Origin of the sequence: Streptomyces sp. NPDC029216 (assembly GCF_040648015.1) — a bacterium.
In the GTDB taxonomy this organism is placed as follows: domain Bacteria; phylum Actinomycetota; class Actinomycetes; order Streptomycetales; family Streptomycetaceae; genus Streptomyces.
Window position 1 is genome coordinate 35560 of sequence record NZ_JBEZWL010000016.1, and the last position, 15692, is coordinate 51251.

The 15692-nt window shown below is 74.1% G+C and carries 15 protein-coding genes; 7 read left to right on the top strand and 8 right to left on the bottom strand.

From position 1 onward, the window contains the following. The first annotated feature begins 314 nt into the window (after positions 1-314). The 3 genes from AB0F18_RS09240 (at position 315) to AB0F18_RS09250 (ending at position 4354) form a co-directional block, all read left to right on the top strand. On the top strand, positions 315-1820 hold the full coding sequence (locus AB0F18_RS09240) for an FUSC family protein (RefSeq protein WP_362056593.1): 1506 nt from the start codon (positions 315-317) through the stop codon (positions 1818-1820). A gap of 263 nt (positions 1821-2083) precedes the next feature. Continuing rightward, positions 2084-3223: a nitric oxide synthase oxygenase gene (locus AB0F18_RS09245; protein ID WP_362056595.1), complete on the top strand. Its 1140-nt coding sequence runs from the start codon at positions 2084-2086 to the stop codon at positions 3221-3223. A 54-nt stretch (positions 3224-3277) separates the two neighbouring features. Next, a complete protein-coding gene (locus AB0F18_RS09250) occupies positions 3278-4354 on the top strand; it encodes a lactonase family protein (RefSeq protein WP_362056597.1) in 1077 nt (358 codons plus the stop codon). A gap of 130 nt (positions 4355-4484) precedes the next feature. Here AB0F18_RS09250 and AB0F18_RS09255 read toward each other — a convergent pair whose 3' ends face one another. Further along, entirely contained in the window at positions 4485-5405 is a 921-nt protein-coding gene (locus tag AB0F18_RS09255) for a hypothetical protein (RefSeq protein ID WP_362056599.1), read from the bottom strand. Positions 5406-5591: 186 nt separating this feature from the next. On the opposite strand from AB0F18_RS09255, the gene AB0F18_RS09260 reads away from it, so the two are divergent. Then, positions 5592-6269 (top strand): uracil-DNA glycosylase, encoded by a 678-nt coding sequence (locus AB0F18_RS09260; RefSeq protein WP_362056600.1) that lies wholly within the window; start codon positions 5592-5594, stop codon positions 6267-6269. 9 nt (positions 6270-6278) lie between these two features. On the opposite strand, the gene AB0F18_RS09265 is transcribed toward AB0F18_RS09260, so the two are convergent. From AB0F18_RS09265 to AB0F18_RS09290, 6 genes are all read right to left on the bottom strand, one after another. Beyond that, on the bottom strand, positions 6279-7061 hold the full coding sequence (locus AB0F18_RS09265) for a class I SAM-dependent methyltransferase (RefSeq protein ID WP_362056602.1): 783 nt from the start codon (positions 7059-7061) through the stop codon (positions 6279-6281). A gap of 60 nt (positions 7062-7121) precedes the next feature. Then, complete coding sequence (locus tag AB0F18_RS09270) at positions 7122-8321, bottom strand: aminotransferase class V-fold PLP-dependent enzyme (protein WP_362056690.1); 1200 nt, start codon at positions 8319-8321, stop codon at positions 7122-7124. Position 8322: 1 nt separating this feature from the next. Continuing rightward, a complete protein-coding gene (locus AB0F18_RS09275) occupies positions 8323-9642 on the bottom strand; it encodes a pyridoxal-phosphate dependent enzyme (protein ID WP_362056604.1) in 1320 nt (439 codons plus the stop codon). Then, the gene (locus AB0F18_RS09280; protein ID WP_362056606.1) at positions 9639-11138 is read right to left on the bottom strand and encodes a Y4yA family PLP-dependent enzyme; all 1500 of its coding nucleotides are present in this window, start codon (positions 11136-11138) and stop codon (positions 9639-9641) included. The genes AB0F18_RS09275 and AB0F18_RS09280 overlap by 4 nt, the downstream gene beginning before the upstream one ends. An 82-nt stretch (positions 11139-11220) precedes the next feature. Further along, positions 11221-11772, bottom strand: coding sequence for a GNAT family N-acetyltransferase (locus tag AB0F18_RS09285; protein ID WP_362056608.1), 552 nt, complete (start codon positions 11770-11772; stop codon positions 11221-11223). A 46-nt stretch (positions 11773-11818) separates the two neighbouring features. Beyond that, the gene (locus AB0F18_RS09290) at positions 11819-12907 is read right to left on the bottom strand and encodes an exo-alpha-sialidase (protein WP_362056610.1); all 1089 of its coding nucleotides are present in this window, start codon (positions 12905-12907) and stop codon (positions 11819-11821) included. A 223-nt stretch (positions 12908-13130) separates the two neighbouring features. Between AB0F18_RS09290 and AB0F18_RS09295 the strand changes: the two genes are divergently transcribed. From AB0F18_RS09295 to AB0F18_RS09305, 3 genes are all read left to right on the top strand, one after another. Further along, positions 13131-14231 carry an NADH:flavin oxidoreductase/NADH oxidase gene (locus AB0F18_RS09295; RefSeq protein WP_362056612.1) on the top strand — a complete coding sequence of 367 codons (1101 nt, stop codon included), beginning with the start codon at positions 13131-13133 and terminating at the stop codon, positions 14229-14231. Between the two features lie 122 nt (positions 14232-14353). Further along, the gene (locus AB0F18_RS09300; RefSeq protein WP_362056614.1) at positions 14354-14713 is read left to right on the top strand and encodes a helix-turn-helix domain-containing protein; all 360 of its coding nucleotides are present in this window, start codon (positions 14354-14356) and stop codon (positions 14711-14713) included. After that, complete coding sequence (locus AB0F18_RS09305) at positions 14710-15270, top strand: hypothetical protein (RefSeq protein WP_362056616.1); 561 nt, start codon at positions 14710-14712, stop codon at positions 15268-15270. The genes AB0F18_RS09300 and AB0F18_RS09305 overlap by 4 nt, the downstream gene beginning before the upstream one ends. A gap of 1 nt (position 15271) precedes the next feature. On the opposite strand, the gene AB0F18_RS09310 is transcribed toward AB0F18_RS09305, so the two are convergent. Further along, positions 15272-15691, bottom strand: a complete 420-nt coding sequence (locus AB0F18_RS09310) for a hypothetical protein (RefSeq protein ID WP_362056618.1) — start codon at positions 15689-15691, stop codon at positions 15272-15274. Between the last annotated feature and the right edge of the window lies 1 nt (position 15692).

The following is a 15692-nucleotide window of genomic DNA, read 5'->3' on the forward strand; positions in this document are numbered from 1 at the left end:
GCCGCCCCGCCACCGGGCCACCGCGGAAGACCGCCGCGCGGCGCCCGGCGCGCAGCAGATCCGTTGGCCCGCTCCTGGCCGGAAATGTACGGGCGGACCGGTACCAATGGCCCAGCGGCGGGAGCCCGCCTTGAGCCAATGCCCCTGGGGATGCTTATCTGTGTCGTATCCATGTACTTTCGGCGCCGCGCAGCGCCGGCCGGCAACGACGCCGGACCGGAGCGCGGCGCCTTCGCCGTGCCCGTACGCCGCCCACCACCCCCGGGCGGACACCGGCCCGGCGCGCACCACTGCGAGGGGGGCGGCACACCGCCATGAAGAGGATGTTCACGGCTCCGGATCCGGGGCGCACCAGACTCAGGAACTCGACGCGCGCGGTGATCGGCACGGGGCTCGCCGTCGCCGTGGCGGAACTGGCGGGGCTCTCGCTCGCCGCCTCCATCACCGGCGGGCTTGCGGCGCTGCTCGCGCTGTTCACGGTCCTCGACGCGGACGTCCGCGCCCAGCGGGTGACCACCGCCCTGCTGCCCGTCGCCGGCTTCCCCGTCCTGGTGCTGGCCACCTCCCTGCACGGCATGCCGCCGGTCCGGGACGCGGCCTGGCTGGCCGTGGTCTTCGCCGGGGTCTACGCCCGCCGCTGGGGGGCGCGCGGGCACGCCCTCGGCATCTTCGCGTTCATGATGTTCTTCGTCACCCAGTTCCTGCACGCCCGTCCCGCCCAGTTGCCCGAGCTGTTCGCCGCCGTCGCGCTGGCGCTCCTGTCGGCCGGGGCCGTGCGGTTCGCGCTGTGGCCCCTCGAACGCCGTACGCCCCCGGCCGCGGCCCCGCCGCCGCTGCCCGGCACCGGCCTCGCCCGGCCCACCACCCGCCAGGCCTTCCAGGCCACCGCCGCCTGCGGCTTCGCCCTCGCCATCGGCCAGGTCCTCTCCGAGGACCGCTGGTACTGGGCCGTCGGCACCGCCTGGTGGATCTTCGTCAACACCGCCTCGCGCGGCGAGACCCTGGTCCGCGGCTTCCGCCGGGTCCTGGGCACCGTCACCGGCATCGCGGCCGGCCTGCTGATCGCCGTACCGCTGCACGGGGCCCCCGCGCCCACCGCAGCCCTGGTCGCCGTCTGCGTCTTCGGCATCTTCTACACGGCCGCCCCCTCGTACTCCTGGATGATGTTCTTCGTCACCGTCATGGCCGGGCTGCTCTACGGGCTCCTCGGCGTGCTCCACCCCGGCCTGCTGCTCCTGCGCTTCGAGGAGACCGCCGTCGGCGCGCTGGGCGCGGCCCTCGGCGTCACCCTGATCCTGCCGGTCACCACGCACGCCGCCAACGACGCCTGGATCCAGCGCGCCCTGCACTGCGTACGGGCCTCCACCGCCGCCTCCCTCGACCGCCTCGCGGGCGACCCCGAGGCCGACCCCGCCCCGCACGCCGCCGAGCTGGAACTGCTCCTGGCCCGGGTGCGGATGGCGCTCGCGCCCCTGGTCCACCCGCTGAGCCCGCTGCGCGCCCGCAAGGCCCGCGCCCGCCAGGTCCTGGCCCTGCTCGACGACTGCGCCCGCGAGGTGCGCGGGCTCGTCTCCGTCGCCGCCGACCCGCAGGCCTCCCACGACGCCCGGCTCGCCGCCGCCTGCTGGCGCGTCGAGGCCGCCGTGGAGGCGCTCACCGCCCCGCAGGGCGCACCGGAGCACGCCGCCCCCGCCACCCCGGCCGGCCCCGCCGGAGCCGAACCGGCCCTGGCCCACCTGCACGGCCTCGAAACGGCCCTGGCCGCCCTCGCCACCCCGCTGCGCACCGACCCCCGCGCCCCGCTGGTCATCACGGCCTGAGGCAACCACCCCCGCGCGCGGGGCGGGCGGCGGTACGGTCGGGGGGCGGTCGGCCCGGTCGACGCCCCAACTCCCGGAATGCCGGGGATGGTACGCGCCGCCGCCCCACCGCAGGCCAACGCTTGAAGATCACTCGGAGGAGTGTTCCGTGGGCGCCAGGCGCACGGCACTGACCTGCCGCATGTACAACGGGTGATTGTTCATTGCACATTCATCTGGCATGTACAGGGTGGATCTGTCCGGACAGGGGGTAACCGCCCGGAATGGAAATTCTGCAGAAGCACTCGAGCGACGCTCAGGTGTGGGAGGAAGCCGAGGAGTTCATCCGGCTCTTCCACCGGGAGAATCCGCAGGCCGGTGATCTGCGCGCGCGCCTCGCCGCCGTACGGGCCGAGCTCGCGGAGACCGGCACCTACCGCCACACCCCGGAGGAGCTGGTCCACGGGGCCCGGGTGGCCTGGCGCAACAGCAACCGCTGCATAGGCCGGCTCTACTGGAACTCGCTGCGCGTCCGCGACCGGCGCGGGCTGACGGACGCCGAGGACATCGCCGCCGAGTGCTTCGAGCACCTGCGCGAGGCGACCAACGGCGGCCGGGTCCGCCCCACGATCACGGTCTTCGCCCCGGACGCCCCGGGCCGGCCGGGCCCGCTGATCTGGAGCGAACAGCTCGTGCGCTACGCCGGCTACGGGGACCACCCGTCGATAACCGTCGGGGACGCCCGCAACAGACCGCTCACCGAGGCCCTGCTGCGGCTCGGCTGGTCCGGCGGCCAGGGCACCCCCTTCGACCTCCTCCCGCTGGTGGTCCAGGGGGTCGACGACAAGCCCCGCTGGTTCGACACCCCCGCCGACGCCGTACTGGAGGTGCCGATCCGTCACCCCGACGAGCGGGACGACTGGTCGGACTGGGCCCTGCGCTGGCACGCCGTTCCGGCCATTTCCAACATGTGCCTGGAGGTCGGCGGCATCCACTACACGGCGGCCCCGTTCAACGGCTGGTACATGGGCACCGAGATCGGCGCCCGCAACCTCGCTGACACCGACCGCTACAACCTCCTGCCGGCCGTGGCCCGCAGGCTCGGCCTGGACGTCTCCAGCGACCGCTCGCTCTGGAAGGACCGGGCCCTGGTCGAGCTCAACCGGGCCGTGCTGGACTCCTTCGACCGGGCCGGGGTCACCATCGCCGACCACCACACCGAGTCCCGCCGCTTCCTCTCGCACCTGGAGCGCGAGGAGCGCAAGGGCCGTCAGGTGGGCGCGGACTGGTCCTGGATCGTCCCGCCGATCTCCGGCTCCGCCACCCCCGTCTTCCACCGGACCTACGAGGACCGGCCGAGCGCGACCGCGTACGTCCACCACGACGGCGCGCAGGAACGGGCCTGGGGGCGGGACTTGGTCTAGACCTTCTGTTACGGTCGGCTCGGAACGGATCCGGGACGGCGGAGAGGGGCACCGGTGGGCGGCGCGCACAGCACGGACCACGGCGGCGGACACCGGGCCTACATCGGCTCGTTCACCTCGGGGGGCGGCCGCGGTGTCATCACCGCGGCCGTGGATCCGGCCACCGGGGCGCTGACCCCGCTCTCGGCGGAGGACTCCCTGCCGGACCCCTCGTACCTCGCCCTCGACCCGGGCACCGGCGTGCTGTACGCGGTGAGCGAGGCGCAACGGGGTGCGGTGGGAGCCTTCCGCACCACCGCCGACGGGCTCGCCCCGCTCGGCGCCCCCGTCCCCGTCGCGGGCTCCGGCCCCACCCACCTCGGCCTGGCCGGGCGCCGGCTGCTGACCGCCAACTACACCTCGGGCGGCGTCAGCAGCCTGCCGCTCGCCGCCGACGGCGCCGTCTCGGGACCCGCCTCGGTCCTCGCGTACGAGGGCTCCGGCCCCGACCCCGAGCGCCAGGAGGGCCCGCACGCCCACCAGGTGCTGGCGGACCCCGCCGGCCGCTGGGTGCTCGGCGTGGACCTCGGCACCGACGCGGTACGGGTCTGCGCGCTCGACCCGGCCACCGGGGAGCTCCGCCCGCACGCGCACACCGCGCTGCGCCCCGGATCCGGGCCGCGCCACCTGGCCTTCCACCCGGCGGGCGGCGCGGTCTACGTCCTGCACGAGCTGGAGCCGCTGCTGACCGTCTGCCGCTGGAACGCGGACGCGGGGCTCCTCGACCCGCTCGGCGAGCTCGCGGTCGCCCCGGCGGGCGTCCCCGAGTGCGTACGGGCCTACCCCTCGGCGATCACCGCCTCGCCCGACGGCCGCTTCCTCTGGGCGGCGGTGCGCGGGGCCGACACCCTGGTCACCTTCTCGCTCGCCGACGGCCCCGAGGAGCCGCGGCTCACCGGCAGCGTCGGCTGCGGCGGCCACTGGCCGCGCGACCTCGTCGCGGACCCGGCGGGGCGCCGCCTCTACGCGGCCAACGAGCGCTCGGGGGACGTCACCTGGTTCGACGTGGACCCGCACACCGGCCGCCCGGCCCGGGCCGGCTCGATGGCCGCCCCGGCGGCCTCCTGCGTGGTCCTCTGCTTTTGCGCCTGAACCGGCGCCGCTTTCGCGGAGTTGGCTGCTCGCCGTCCGGGTTGCTCAATGGATGGCCGAGGTCCTCGTCGGGCAGGCAGGAGAGGGCCCGCCCAGGGGCATTCCCCGGGCGGGCCCTCCTTGTACGTCTTTACTGGGCGGGCGCGCCCAGCTGGATGCCCAGGGCGGCGCTGTACTGGGCGACGGCCAGCTTGCCGAGCGCCGGGTAGGCGCCGAGCACCTCGGCGGCGGCGCAGTCGGCCTCCTTGCAGGCCGTGTCCAGCAGCCCGTCGGCCGCCTCCGGGCCGATCAGGTAGGGCGCCAGCGCCAGCTGGACGGCGCCCGCGCCGCGCAGCTCGGCGGCGACCGCGGCCACGGAGCCCTCCTGGTCCAGCGCGGCGGCCATCACGGGCACCGCGAGCCGGGCGGCCAGCAGCATGCCGGTGATCCCGGCGGCCTGGACGGCCTCCTCGCCGCCGGTGGTGGCCAGGATGATGCCGTCGGCCGCGGTGGCCACGGTGAACAGCCGGGCCCGGTCGGCGCGGGCCAGGCCGGCCTCCGAGAGGCGCACGTGCAGGCCCTCGGCCAGCAGCGGGTGCGGGCCGAGTACGTCGGCCAGCTCGGCGGCGGCGGAGGAGTCCATCAGCGCCTGGCGCACCCGGCGCAGCAGGTCCGCGTCCGGACCGGCCAGCAGGGGCACGACCACGGCGTCCGGGCCGGTCGGCGCGGGCACCTCGTGGCCGGCGGCGCGGGCGAACTCGGCGCGCGTGGTCCGCTCCTCGGCGACGGCGGTCAGCACGCCGGACAGCGAGGGGAACTCGCTCTCCTCGGTGTCCTCGCCCTCCAGGTAGCCGATCCGGGCGTCCAGGCCGGGCAGCTCGGAGCGGCCGATGCTGATGATCTCCTCGGCGAGCCCCCGGGAGGCGGCCGAGGGGGCACCGGGCACGGCGAGCACCAGCGCGGGTGCGCCCTCGGGCGCCACCGCGGGCTCGGGCCGGCGGTGCCGTCCGGTCTGGCGGGGTCGCGGCATTCGTACGGGCAGGCCGTTTGCGGGCCCAGTGGGGGAGCTCATGGCGCCGCATGCTACTGGCTTATCGGAACCAGGTGTTCGGGCAGGGCCTCGTCAGGTGGCATCTGTCCTCATTTATCCGTTGAATGTCATACACGCTTCAACCAGATCAACTGACGGACGGCGAGCGCCAGTCGACGGAACGTAGCGGTAACGGCCTGTCAGTGTGACCCAGTAGAGTGACGCAGCGTGGCACCACGACCCTTGAACGAAATTGTCGAAGCGGGCTGGGCGAAGGCCCTGGAACCCGCCGCGGACCGCATCGCGGGCATGGGGGACTTCCTCCGCGCGGAGATAGCGGCCGGCCGGACCTACCTGCCCTCCGGGGCGAACGTCCTGCGCGCCTTCCAGCAGCCCTTCGACGACGTCCGCGTACTGATCGTCGGGCAGGACCCCTACCCGACGCCCGGCCATGCCGTCGGGCTGAGCTTCGCGGTCGCGCCCGAGGTGAACCCGGTGCCGGGCAGCCTGGAGAACATCTTCCGCGAGATGCACACCGACCTGGGCCTGCCCCGCCCCTCCAACGGGGACCTGACCCCGTGGACGAGGCAGGGCGTGCTGCTGCTCAACAGGGCTCTGACGACCGCGCCGCGCAAGCCGGGCGGGCACCGGGGCAAGGGCTGGGAAGAGGTCACCGAGCAGGCCATCCGGGCGCTCGCCGCCCGCGGCAAGCCGCTGGTGTCCATCCTCTGGGGCCGCGACGCCCGCAACCTGCGGCCGCTGCTCGGCAGCCTCCCCGCGATCGAGTCGGCGCACCCCTCGCCCATGTCAGCCGACCGCGGCTTCTTCGGCTCGCGCCCCTTCAGCCGGGCCAACGAGCTGCTCGTCCGGCAGGGCTCCGAGCCCGTCGACTGGCGTCTTCCCTGACACCGGGGGTCAGCGGACGGCGGCCAGCACATGGCTCGGGCCGACCTGCCAGACGACCCCCACGTCCGCGAAGCCCGCGTCGCGCAGCAGCGCGACGTGGCCGGACACGGTGAGGTCGTTGCCCTCGCAGGGGGCCCGCCCGGCCTCGCCGCCGCGAGCGAGCAGCGGGGCCAGCTCCGGATCGCCGGCCGCGCCCGACCACCAGGACTCCCAGTCCTCCTCGTGCCCGCAGACCGCGTTGCGTTCGGCGTGCCGGCGCCCGACGTCCCGCGCGAGTTCCGACACCTTCGCCGAGTCCGGGCTGATGTGGTCGCCGTTGACCAGGATCCCGCCGGGCCGCAGCAGCCCGGCGAGCTCCCCGTAGACCCGCCGCAGGGTCCGCTCGCCCAGGTAGTGCAGGGCGGTCGTCGAGACCACCGCGTCCGCGGGGCGGTCCAGGCCCAGCCGGCCGAGCCAGCCGGGCTCGCCGATCAGCGTGTTGACGTAGCGCAGGGCGCGGCCGTAGTGGGCGCTGCCGAGTTCCAGCAGGAGCGGATCCGCGTCGACCGCGAGCACCTCGGCGCCCGGCAGGCGGGCGGCGAGCCGCGCGGCCAGGCATCCCGGTCCGCTGCCCAGGTCGAGCACCAGCGGGGCGGGCCGGCCGCCCGCGACGTGCTCGACGAGGTCGGCGATGACCGCGAACCTCTCCTCCCGGTCGACCGCGTACAGCCGCTGCTGTCGTTCCCAGCGCTCCACCCAGCGCGCCGCCGTCCCCGTACTCACGCCCGTGCCCGCATCCGTACCCGTACCCATGCCCGCGCCCATGCCGCTCGCACTGCCTCCGTCACCGAAGCCATATTCCGCTCATGGAAATCATTGCAGACTGGCGAGGGCGGCGAGGAGCGCTTCCACCTCCTCGGGGGTGTTGTGGACGTGCAGGCTGACGCGCACCGAACCCTCCTTCGCACCGCGTCCGGCCTGGCAGTGGCCGTCCGTCCGCACCATGAAACCGTGGCTGAAAAGGATGAATCCGAGATCCCGGGAGTCGATTCCCCGGTGCCGGAAGGTGACCAGGCTGCGGCGCCGCTGGACCCGCGACCCGGCCGCGAGGCTGGTCCGGCAGCCGAGCACCTCGTAGGCGTCCATCCGGTCCAGCCCGTCGGTCAGCAGCGCGGTCAGTGCCACCGTCCACCGTTCGATCCGGCCGGTGCCCGCGGCGTCCAGCCAGTCCAGGGCCGCCGCCAGGCTCGCGATCCCGGCCGTGTTGGGGGTGCCGCTCCAGCCGCCGGGCCGGAACCGGGGGCCGCGCAGCCCCCGCGCCCAGACCGCGCCCGAGCCGGGCAGGGCCATCGCCTTGTGCCCGGAGAACACCACGAAGTCGACGTCGAGGCCGGCCACCGAGACCGGCAGGTGGCCGATGCTCTGCGCCGCGTCCAGACAGATCGGCACCTGCGGCCCCACCACCTGCCGGATCCGGTGCACGTTCATGTCGACGCCGTACACGTGGTGCACGTGGGTGGCGGCCACGAAACGGGTCCGGGGCCCGGTGACCGCCGCGAGCGCCCGCGGATCGTAGTCCCCGGAGCTCGCCTGGTACGGCAGCTCCCGGACCCGGACGCGCACCCCCTGGCGGGCCAGCTGGTCCCGCGCCTCCAGCCACGGCGACAGGTTCGCCTGGTGGTCGGCGAACGGGACGACGATCTCGTCCCCGTCGACGAGGAGGGCCGGCAGCCAGTCCCGCGCGAGGGTCCGCAGCCCCTCCGTGGTCCCGCTGGTGAAGTGGACCGAGGAGCGCTCCGGGTCGGGATCGCCCAGGAAGCGCTTGACCCGCTCCCGGGCGTCCTCCACCAGCGCCGTCGTGGTGTTGGCCCACGGGTAGGAGCCGCGGGCCGCGTTGGCGTTGGAGGTGGTCAGGTACTTCTGTACGGCGTCCAGGACGGGCTGCGGCTTCTGGGAGGTGGCGGCGCTGTCCAGGTAGGCCAGGCCCGGGTTGTCCCGGACGATCGGGAACTGGGCGCGCAGCGGCCGCTGCCAGTCGGCCAGCGCCGCCAGCTCGGTGGCGGGGGCGGCCATGTCAGTCACGCACCAGGGGGGCGCCGGCGTCCCGCCAGGCGATGATCCCGCCGGCCAGGCTGCGCACGTCGGGGTGGCCCATGCGGGTCAGCAGGGCGGCGTACCGGGCCGACTTCTCGCCGACCGGGCAGGCCAGCAGGACCGGCCGGCTCCTGCCGAACGGCAGGCCGCCGCGGACGAGTTCCTCGAAGAGCTCGTCGACGATGTTCACCGAGTCCTCGATGTGCAGCGCGGCGTACGCGAACGGGCCGCGCAGGTCCACCACCAGCGGATGCCGCTCCGCGATCCACTTGCGGGCCTCGTCGACGCCGATCACGGCGGCCGAGGCCGCCTCGGCCGCCGTCAGGGTGGCGACCGAGTTCCTGACGGGGGGCAGACCCAGCAGGTCCGGGCGTCGCCGGCGGATGTAGCCGATGTAGCTCTCCACCCGGTCGCAGACGATGAACACCGCCGTCCGGCGCTCCGTCAGCCCGTCGTCCAGCGCGCGCAGATGACGGACCGCGCCGAAGTACGCGGCCCCGCCGGTGGGCCCGGCGAGCAGGCCGCAGCGGCGCAGCAGCGTCAGCATCCCCTCGATGGCCTCGTCGGAGGACACCGGCTCCAGGGTGTCGTAGGTGGCCGGGTCGAAGATGCCGACCTCCTGCACCTCGTCGATGGTGCGGATGCCCGGGATGAAGTCCGACTTCTGCCCGACCAGTCCGACCACGCGCACCCCCGGGTCGTGCGCGCGCAGCGCCCGCGCCACCCCGGTGGACGATCCGGCCGTGCCGACACAGGCCACGAACCAGTCGGGGGCCCGGCCGTCCAGGTCCGCGATGATCTCCGGGCCGGTTCCGGAGGCGTGCGCCTCGGTGTTGAGGGCGTTGAAGTACTGGTCCGTGTGCAGGTGGGCGCTGCCTGGCAGGTTCAGCTGCCGGTGGAAGAGGGTCAGCGGGTCGTCCTCGTCGGTGGGGTCGAGGCATTCGCTGCGGCCGGGAAGCTCCTCGATCTCGGCGCCGAGCAGCAGGAGCAGGTCCTTGACCTCGGGGATGCGCATCCGGTTGGTGACGCTCTTGAACGGCAGCCCGTGCAGTCCGGCGATGAGGGCCAGGGCCTTGGCCGTGTTCCCGCTGGACAGCTCCACGATCGTCTCGCCGCGGTCGGCGGCGCCGGCGAGCTCGCCGCGTGTCATGTTCCAGGCGGCCCGGTCCTTCAGCGAGCCGAAGGGGTTGAGCATCTCCAGCTTGGCGTAGAGGTCGATGTGGCGCAGGCCGTGGACGGCCGGGTCGATACGGACCAGCGGTGTCCCGCCGATGGCCTCGGTGATGCTGTCGTACCTCATCCCTGTGCGTCCCCCGTACGTGTGAGCGGCCAGTACTGCTCGTCCAGGCACCAGCGCCAGTCGCCGCCGTCCTCGCGGTGGACGGCGACCTTGCGTGCGACGGCCTGCCCCTGGGCGCGGGTGGCGCCGAAGTCCATGCAGTACCCGGCGGTGTTGGCGAAGGCCAGGAGGTCGCCGGGGCGCGGCGGCCGGGGCAGGAACACGGTCCGGCGGGTGATCAGGTCCGATTCCAGGCAGAGGTTGCCCATGAGGTGCACGGCCACCGGGGCCGCCGCGCCGGCCGGGTCAGGGGTGCGCGGCACGACCACCGGGTCCATCAGGACCCCGTGGTCCTCCAGGCTGACGTCGCCGGCGTTCATCGCGAGCCGGACGAGGGTCTCCCCGGTGTCGCCGGTCCGGACCTCCAGGACCCGGCCCAGGGTGATCCCGCACTGGTCGGCCAGGGCTCGGCCGGGCTCGGCGTAGAGGTCGTAGAGACCCTCCAGGAGCAGGGTGCCCAGGGGGCGGCCCAGGCCCGGTGCCGGATGCGAGAGGAGTTCGTCGAGGTACCCGGCGCCGGCGGAGGGCCGGTGTGCCGGGTAGAGGCCGAGGGCGCCCCGGAGGGTGCCGTTCTCGGCGCGCAGGCCGTAGCCGTGGCCGCCCCAGGTCAGGGGCGGCCGGACGCCCAGGACGGCGCGGGTGAGCTCGGTGGTGTAGCGCTCCCACTGGGCGGCGTGGGCGAGGTAGTTCACGCCGAAGCCGCCGCCGACGTCGACGGCCCGCGGCCGGTGGCCCCGGACCTGTAGCTCTTCCATCGCGTGCAGGCAGCCCTCCAGCGCCACCGCCTTCTCCTCCACGCTGGTGGTGTCCAGGTGGTAGCCGACGCCGACGGGCTCCAGTTCACGGCGGTGGCGGTCGAGGACGTCGAGCAGGCCGTGCAGGGACTTCACCGAGGTGCCGAAGCGGCTGCGGCGCGAGAGCCGCCGGGCGCCGGTCGCCTCGAACCCGGACAGCCGCACCAGGACGCGCAGGCGCGGCAGTCCGTACGCGCGCACCAGGGCCGCCGCCTGTTCCAGCTCCCCGGGGCCGTCGGCGTTGACCAGGGCCCCGCTGCGCGCGGCGAGCCAGAGGAACTCGGGGTCCTTGGGGCCGGTCGCCATGAGGTCCGTTCCGGCGAACCCGGATCCCAGGGCGTGCTGCAACTCCCCGAGCGAGGCGGCGTCCAGGGCCGCGCCGGCGGTGGTGAGCCGCCGGACCAGGGCGCTGGAGCGGTTCGCCTTGTGCGCGAAGTAGACGCGTCCGGTGAGCTGGTGGCGGGCGAACACCGCGCGGAAGCCGCGGACGTTGTCGGCGATCTGGTCGGGCAGGATGACGTTGAGGGGGGATCCGAGGGCGTCGACGAGGGTGTGCAGGAGCGCCGGTGACCGCAGGAGGTCCGCCGTGCGCGGCGCCAGCCTCGGTTCCAGGTACAGGGGGTCGCTGTGTGAAGGGTCGCCGTACAAGGAGTCGTTGCTCATCCCAGCTGTTCCTCTCCGCCGAGGAATGCGTACCGGTGTCGGCAAACGGTCATAAGACCGTAACCCCCGCGGGGCATTTTTGTCAGAGGACCAGGCTCATCAGGATCTCGTCCCGGTCGTCGCCGGGCGCGACCCGCAACGCGCCCGGCCACCGGCCGACTTCGGCCCAGCCCAGCCTCCCGTAGAAGTCCTCCAGCCCGAGGCCGCCCCGGACGGCGATGGCCAGGCGCTCCAGGCCCATCTCGTCCCGGGCGATACCGGGGACCCGGTCCATCAGGGCGGTGGCGATCCCGCGGCCCCGCAGCCGGGGCAGGGTCTGGACGTGGTTGACCGTGCCGCGGTGCGCGACGAGCGGGTGGGTGTCGCGGCGCAGGACGAGCCAGCCGGCGAGCGAGCCGCCGAGGGTGGCGACGAGCAGCCGGCTGCGCCGGGGGTCGAGGGAGCGGACGAGCCCCTCGACGACGGGGGCGACGTGGGAGCGGCTCACGGGAGGCAGCGGGAACTCGGCGGCGATGACCGCGCCGCCGGAGTTGACCACCGCCTCCCAGCAGTCGACGAGTTCCTCCCTGAGGCGCGGGGTGACCTCCTCGGGCCGGGTCGACTGCCGCAGTTCCGGGGGCGCTTGGGCGTTCATGCCCGTCAGCTTCCCAGACGCGGCGGCGACCGGGCGGGAGGTCGGGTCAGCTCAGTACGGCGGCCCGTACGCAGAGGACGTCCGGCAGGTGCTCGGCCAGCAGCTGCCAGCTGTCGCCGTCGTCGTGGCTGGCGTACAGCTCGCCGTTGCGGTTGCCGAAGTAGATGCCCGCCGGGTCGGCGTCGTCCGTGCACAGGGCGTCCCGCAGCACCGTGCCGTAGTGGTCACCGGCCGGCAGCCCCTTCGTCAGCGGCTCCCAGGTGGCGCCGGCGTCGCGGGTGCGGAAGACGCGGCAGCGGTGCCCGGCCGGGACCCGGTCGGCGTCGGCGTTGAGCGGGAAGACGTAGGCGGTGTCCGGGCGGTGGGGGTGGGCGGCGACGGCGAAGCCGAAGTCGGAGGGCAGGCCGGAGCCGATGTCGGTCCACTCGGCGCCCGCGTCGTCGCTGCGGTAGACCCCCCAGTGGTTCTGGAGGTAGAGCCGGTCCGGGTCCCCGGCGTCCTGGGCGATCTTGTGGACGCATTGGCCGAACTCGGGGTGGGGGTCGGGCAGGAACACCGCCGAGACCCCGTGGTTGGACGGCTCCCAGCTCGCGCCGCCGTCCCGGGTGCGGAACACCCCGGCGGTGGAGACCGCCACCGTCACCGCGGCCGGGTCGGCCGGGTCCGTGATCACCGTGTGCAGCCCCTCGCCGCCGCCCCCCGGCATCCACGCGGAGCGGGTCGGATGCTCCCACAGCGGCCTGACCAGCTCGAAGGACTCGCCCCGGTCCTCCGAGCGGAACAGCGCGGCCGGCTCCGTCCCCGCGTAGACCACGCCGGGGGCCTCCGCGCCGGCCGGGTGCAGCTGCCAGACCCGCTCCAGGGAGGCGCCGGTGTCCTTCGGGAACCTCACGGCGGGCGCGGCGGGCTCCTGCCAAGTGGCGCCGAGGTCGTCGGAGCTGAAGACGGACGGCCCCCAGTGCGAGCTGTCCCCGCCGACCAGCAGCCGGGGCGCCGGGCCGCGCATGTCGATGGCGACCGCCGAGACGGCCTGCGCGTTGAAATGCGGCCCGTCGAACTCCCAGGGGCCGGCGTCCCGGCGCCGTCCGATGAACAGCCCCTTGCGGGTCCCCGCGAGCAGTAGCACGTCGGTCATGGCCGACACCTCCGGACGTCCTTGTCCTGTTACGGCAGCTTTCCAGTCAGTCTGCACCCAGCCACTGACAGCGCCCACCGAGGCGGGGCCGAAGACCGCGCGCGGCGTGGCCGGACAGCTTGTACGGGAGGTCTCGTACTACGAGAGATTTCGTAGTACGGTGTTTCTCGTACTTAGCGCCGCGCCGATCCCGGTGCGCGTCCGGTGACATCTGGAGAACCCCATGAGTGCCGCACCCGCTGCCTTCGCCGCCCTTTTCCAGCCCTACACCCTCCGCTCGGTGACCATCCCGAACCGGATCTGGATGGCGCCGATGTGCCAGTACAGCGCCGAGGCCTTCGGCCCGAACGCCGGCGTGGCCCAGGAGTGGCACTTCGCCCACTACGCGGCCCGCGCCACCGGCGGGACCGGCCTGGTCATCCAGGAGGCCACCGCCGTCTCCCCGGAGGGCCGGATCAGCCCCCACGACCTCGGCATCTGGAACGACACCCAGGTCAAGGCCCTCCGCCGGATCACCGCCTTCGTCAAGTCGCAGGGCGCCGTCCCCGGCATCCAGATCGGCCACGCCGGCCGCAAGGCCTCCACCGACCAGCCCTGGAAGGGCGGCGGCCCGGTGGGCCCCGACGCGCACGGCTGGCAGCCCAGCGCCCCCAGCGCCGTGGCCTTCGACGAGGGCCACCCGGTGCCGCACGCGCTCACCGTCGAGGAGATCCACACGATCACGGGCCAGTTCGCGGCCGCCGCCCAGCGCGCCCTCGCCGCCGGCTACGAGGTCGTCGAGATCCACGGCGCCCACGGCTACCTCATCGGGGAGTTCCTCTCCCCGCACAGCAACCGGCGCACCGACTCCTACGGCGGCTCCTTCGAGAACCGCACCCGCTTCGCCCTCGAAGTGGTGGACGCCGTACGGGCGGTGTGGCCCGAGGAGCTCCCGTTGTTCTTCCGGATCTCCGCGACCGACTGGCTGGAGGGGGACGGCTGGACCGCCGACGACACGGTCCGCCTGGCCGGCCTGCTGCAGGAGCACGGCGTGGACCTGCTCGACGTCTCCACCGGCGGGCTCGCCCCGCGCGTGAAGATCCCGACCGGCCCCGGCTACCAGGTGCCCTTCGCCGCCCGGGTCAAGGAGGAGACCGGGCTGCCGGTCGCCGCGGTCGGCCTGATCACCGAGCCTGAGCAGGCCGAGAAGATCCTGGCCAACGGCGAGGCCGACGCCGTCCTCCTCGGCCGTGAGCTGCTGCGCGACCCGTACTGGGCCCGCCGCGCCGCCGCCGAGCTGGGTGCGGAGCCCGTGGTGCCCGGCCAGTACCAGCGCGCCTGGTGAACCGCGTGCGGCGCGGGGCGCCCCCGCTCCGCGCCGCACGCGAACCATTCGTACGAAGGTTCTCGTACGATGGAACCCGGCCCGCACCCCGGTCGCCGGAACCCGAAAGAGTGGAGCAGGACATGACGGAACGTGACGCGCCCCGTGCCCTCGCCCACCCCGAACCGGACGAGATCCGCCTGGAGGGGGTGCTGCACGCCCTCTCCGACCCGCTCCGGCTCTCCATCGTCCGCGAGCTCGCGGACCGCGAGGTCGAACTGGCCTGCTCGGACTTCGTCCTGCCGGTCACCAAATCCACGACGACCCACCACTTCCGCGTCCTGCGCGAGAGCGGCGTCGTACGCCAGACCTACCGCGGCACGGCCAAGATGAACGGCCTGCGCCGCGAGGACCTCCAGTCCCTCTTCCCCGGCCTCCTCGACACCCTCCTCACGGCGGCCGCCGCCCAGGAGGTGCGGCAGCACGGGGAGCGCCAGGCATGACCCCGTACTCCCTGGCGTTCTACGTGGACGCCGTCACCACCGGGACCGTGCTCGGCCTGGGCCCTACCGACTCTCCCGAGCGCGTCGCCGAGGTGTTCGGCGCGGACTGCGGGGAGAACGGCAGCCGCGGCATCCTGTGGCGCGACTACGGGCTCGTGGAGTTCCACTGGCAGCGCTCCCACGCCGGTGAACCGTGGGAGGGGCACCACATCAGCATCCAGGTGCACCGGCTCGCACACCGCAACCGCGCCCTCGTGGACGGTGCCCTGCGCACCCGGTACGGCCGGTTCACGCCCCGGCTCCGGTTCGACAAGCTGCGGCGCCTGCTGGAACGGCGCGGGGTCCCCCTGGTGGAGATCCCCGAGTACGAGGCGAACACGCCGTACTACCGCCGGTACTGGCAGCCCGAGTCCCGGGTGGCCGTTTCGGTGATCGGCACCTACGGCGAACACAGCACTCCGGACACGCTCCGGGTCGGCGACGTGTACCGCATCCAAGTCCCCGTGACAGCGGAAGAGGCGGCCGCGCTCCGGGCGCGTGCCGCCCTGACGACCTGAGTCAGGGACGGGTGTCCATACGGTGCAGGAGCCGGCCGTCGGGGCCGAAGACGTCGATCAGGTAGCCGCCGGTGAGCGGGACGCCCTCCTTGGCGGTCAGGTAGGAGGCGATCGAGGCGTGCTGCTTCCTGAACACGGCGTCGCCCTCGTCCGCGTTGCGCGTGCGGACGATCAGGCGGGGTACACCGTCGGGGCCCGTCTCCCGCTGGATGCCGTAGACGTCCGGGTCGCCGCCCGCCGCCCGGTAGCGCTCCGCGAGCCCGGCGGCCTCCGGTGGCGCGGCCGTCGGCGTGGCCGTCGGGCCGGTGGGGGGCTTCGGCCCCGGCGTCACCTCGGCCTTCTGGGTGCAGCCCGCCAGCAGCGCCCCGCAGGCGAGCGCCGCCAGGGCCCCGGACCCGCCTCGCCGTAACGCCTTTCGCATT

What these genes read in the sequence shown, in the direction of transcription:
- AB0F18_RS09240 (WP_362056593.1), top strand. Translation starts at nt 315, where the DNA reads ATGAAGAGGATGTTCACGGCTCCGGATCCGGGGCGCACCAGACTCAGG.
- AB0F18_RS09245 (WP_362056595.1), top strand. Translation starts at nt 2,084, where the DNA reads ATGGAAATTCTGCAGAAGCACTCGAGCGACGCTCAGGTGTGGGAGGAA.
- AB0F18_RS09255 (WP_362056599.1), bottom strand. Translation starts at nt 5,405, where the DNA reads ATGAGCTCCCCCACTGGGCCCGCAAACGGCCTGCCCGTACGAATGCCG.
- AB0F18_RS09265 (WP_362056602.1), bottom strand. Translation starts at nt 7,061, where the DNA reads ATGGGTACGGGTACGGATGCGGGCACGGGCGTGAGTACGGGGACGGCG.
- AB0F18_RS09270 (WP_362056690.1), bottom strand. Translation starts at nt 8,321, where the DNA reads ATGGCCGCCCCCGCCACCGAGCTGGCGGCGCTGGCCGACTGGCAGCGG.
- AB0F18_RS09275 (WP_362056604.1), bottom strand. Translation starts at nt 9,642, where the DNA reads ATGAGGTACGACAGCATCACCGAGGCCATCGGCGGGACACCGCTGGTC.
- AB0F18_RS09280 (WP_362056606.1), bottom strand. Translation starts at nt 11,138, where the DNA reads ATGAGCAACGACTCCTTGTACGGCGACCCTTCACACAGCGACCCCCTG.
- AB0F18_RS09285 (WP_362056608.1), bottom strand. Translation starts at nt 11,772, where the DNA reads ATGAACGCCCAAGCGCCCCCGGAACTGCGGCAGTCGACCCGGCCCGAG.
- AB0F18_RS09290 (WP_362056610.1), bottom strand. Translation starts at nt 12,907, where the DNA reads ATGACCGACGTGCTACTGCTCGCGGGGACCCGCAAGGGGCTGTTCATC.
- AB0F18_RS09295 (WP_362056612.1), top strand. Translation starts at nt 13,131, where the DNA reads ATGAGTGCCGCACCCGCTGCCTTCGCCGCCCTTTTCCAGCCCTACACC.
- AB0F18_RS09300 (WP_362056614.1), top strand. Translation starts at nt 14,354, where the DNA reads ATGACGGAACGTGACGCGCCCCGTGCCCTCGCCCACCCCGAACCGGAC.
- AB0F18_RS09305 (WP_362056616.1), top strand. Translation starts at nt 14,710, where the DNA reads ATGACCCCGTACTCCCTGGCGTTCTACGTGGACGCCGTCACCACCGGG.
- AB0F18_RS09310 (WP_362056618.1), bottom strand. Translation starts at nt 15,691, where the DNA reads ATGCGAAAGGCGTTACGGCGAGGCGGGTCCGGGGCCCTGGCGGCGCTC.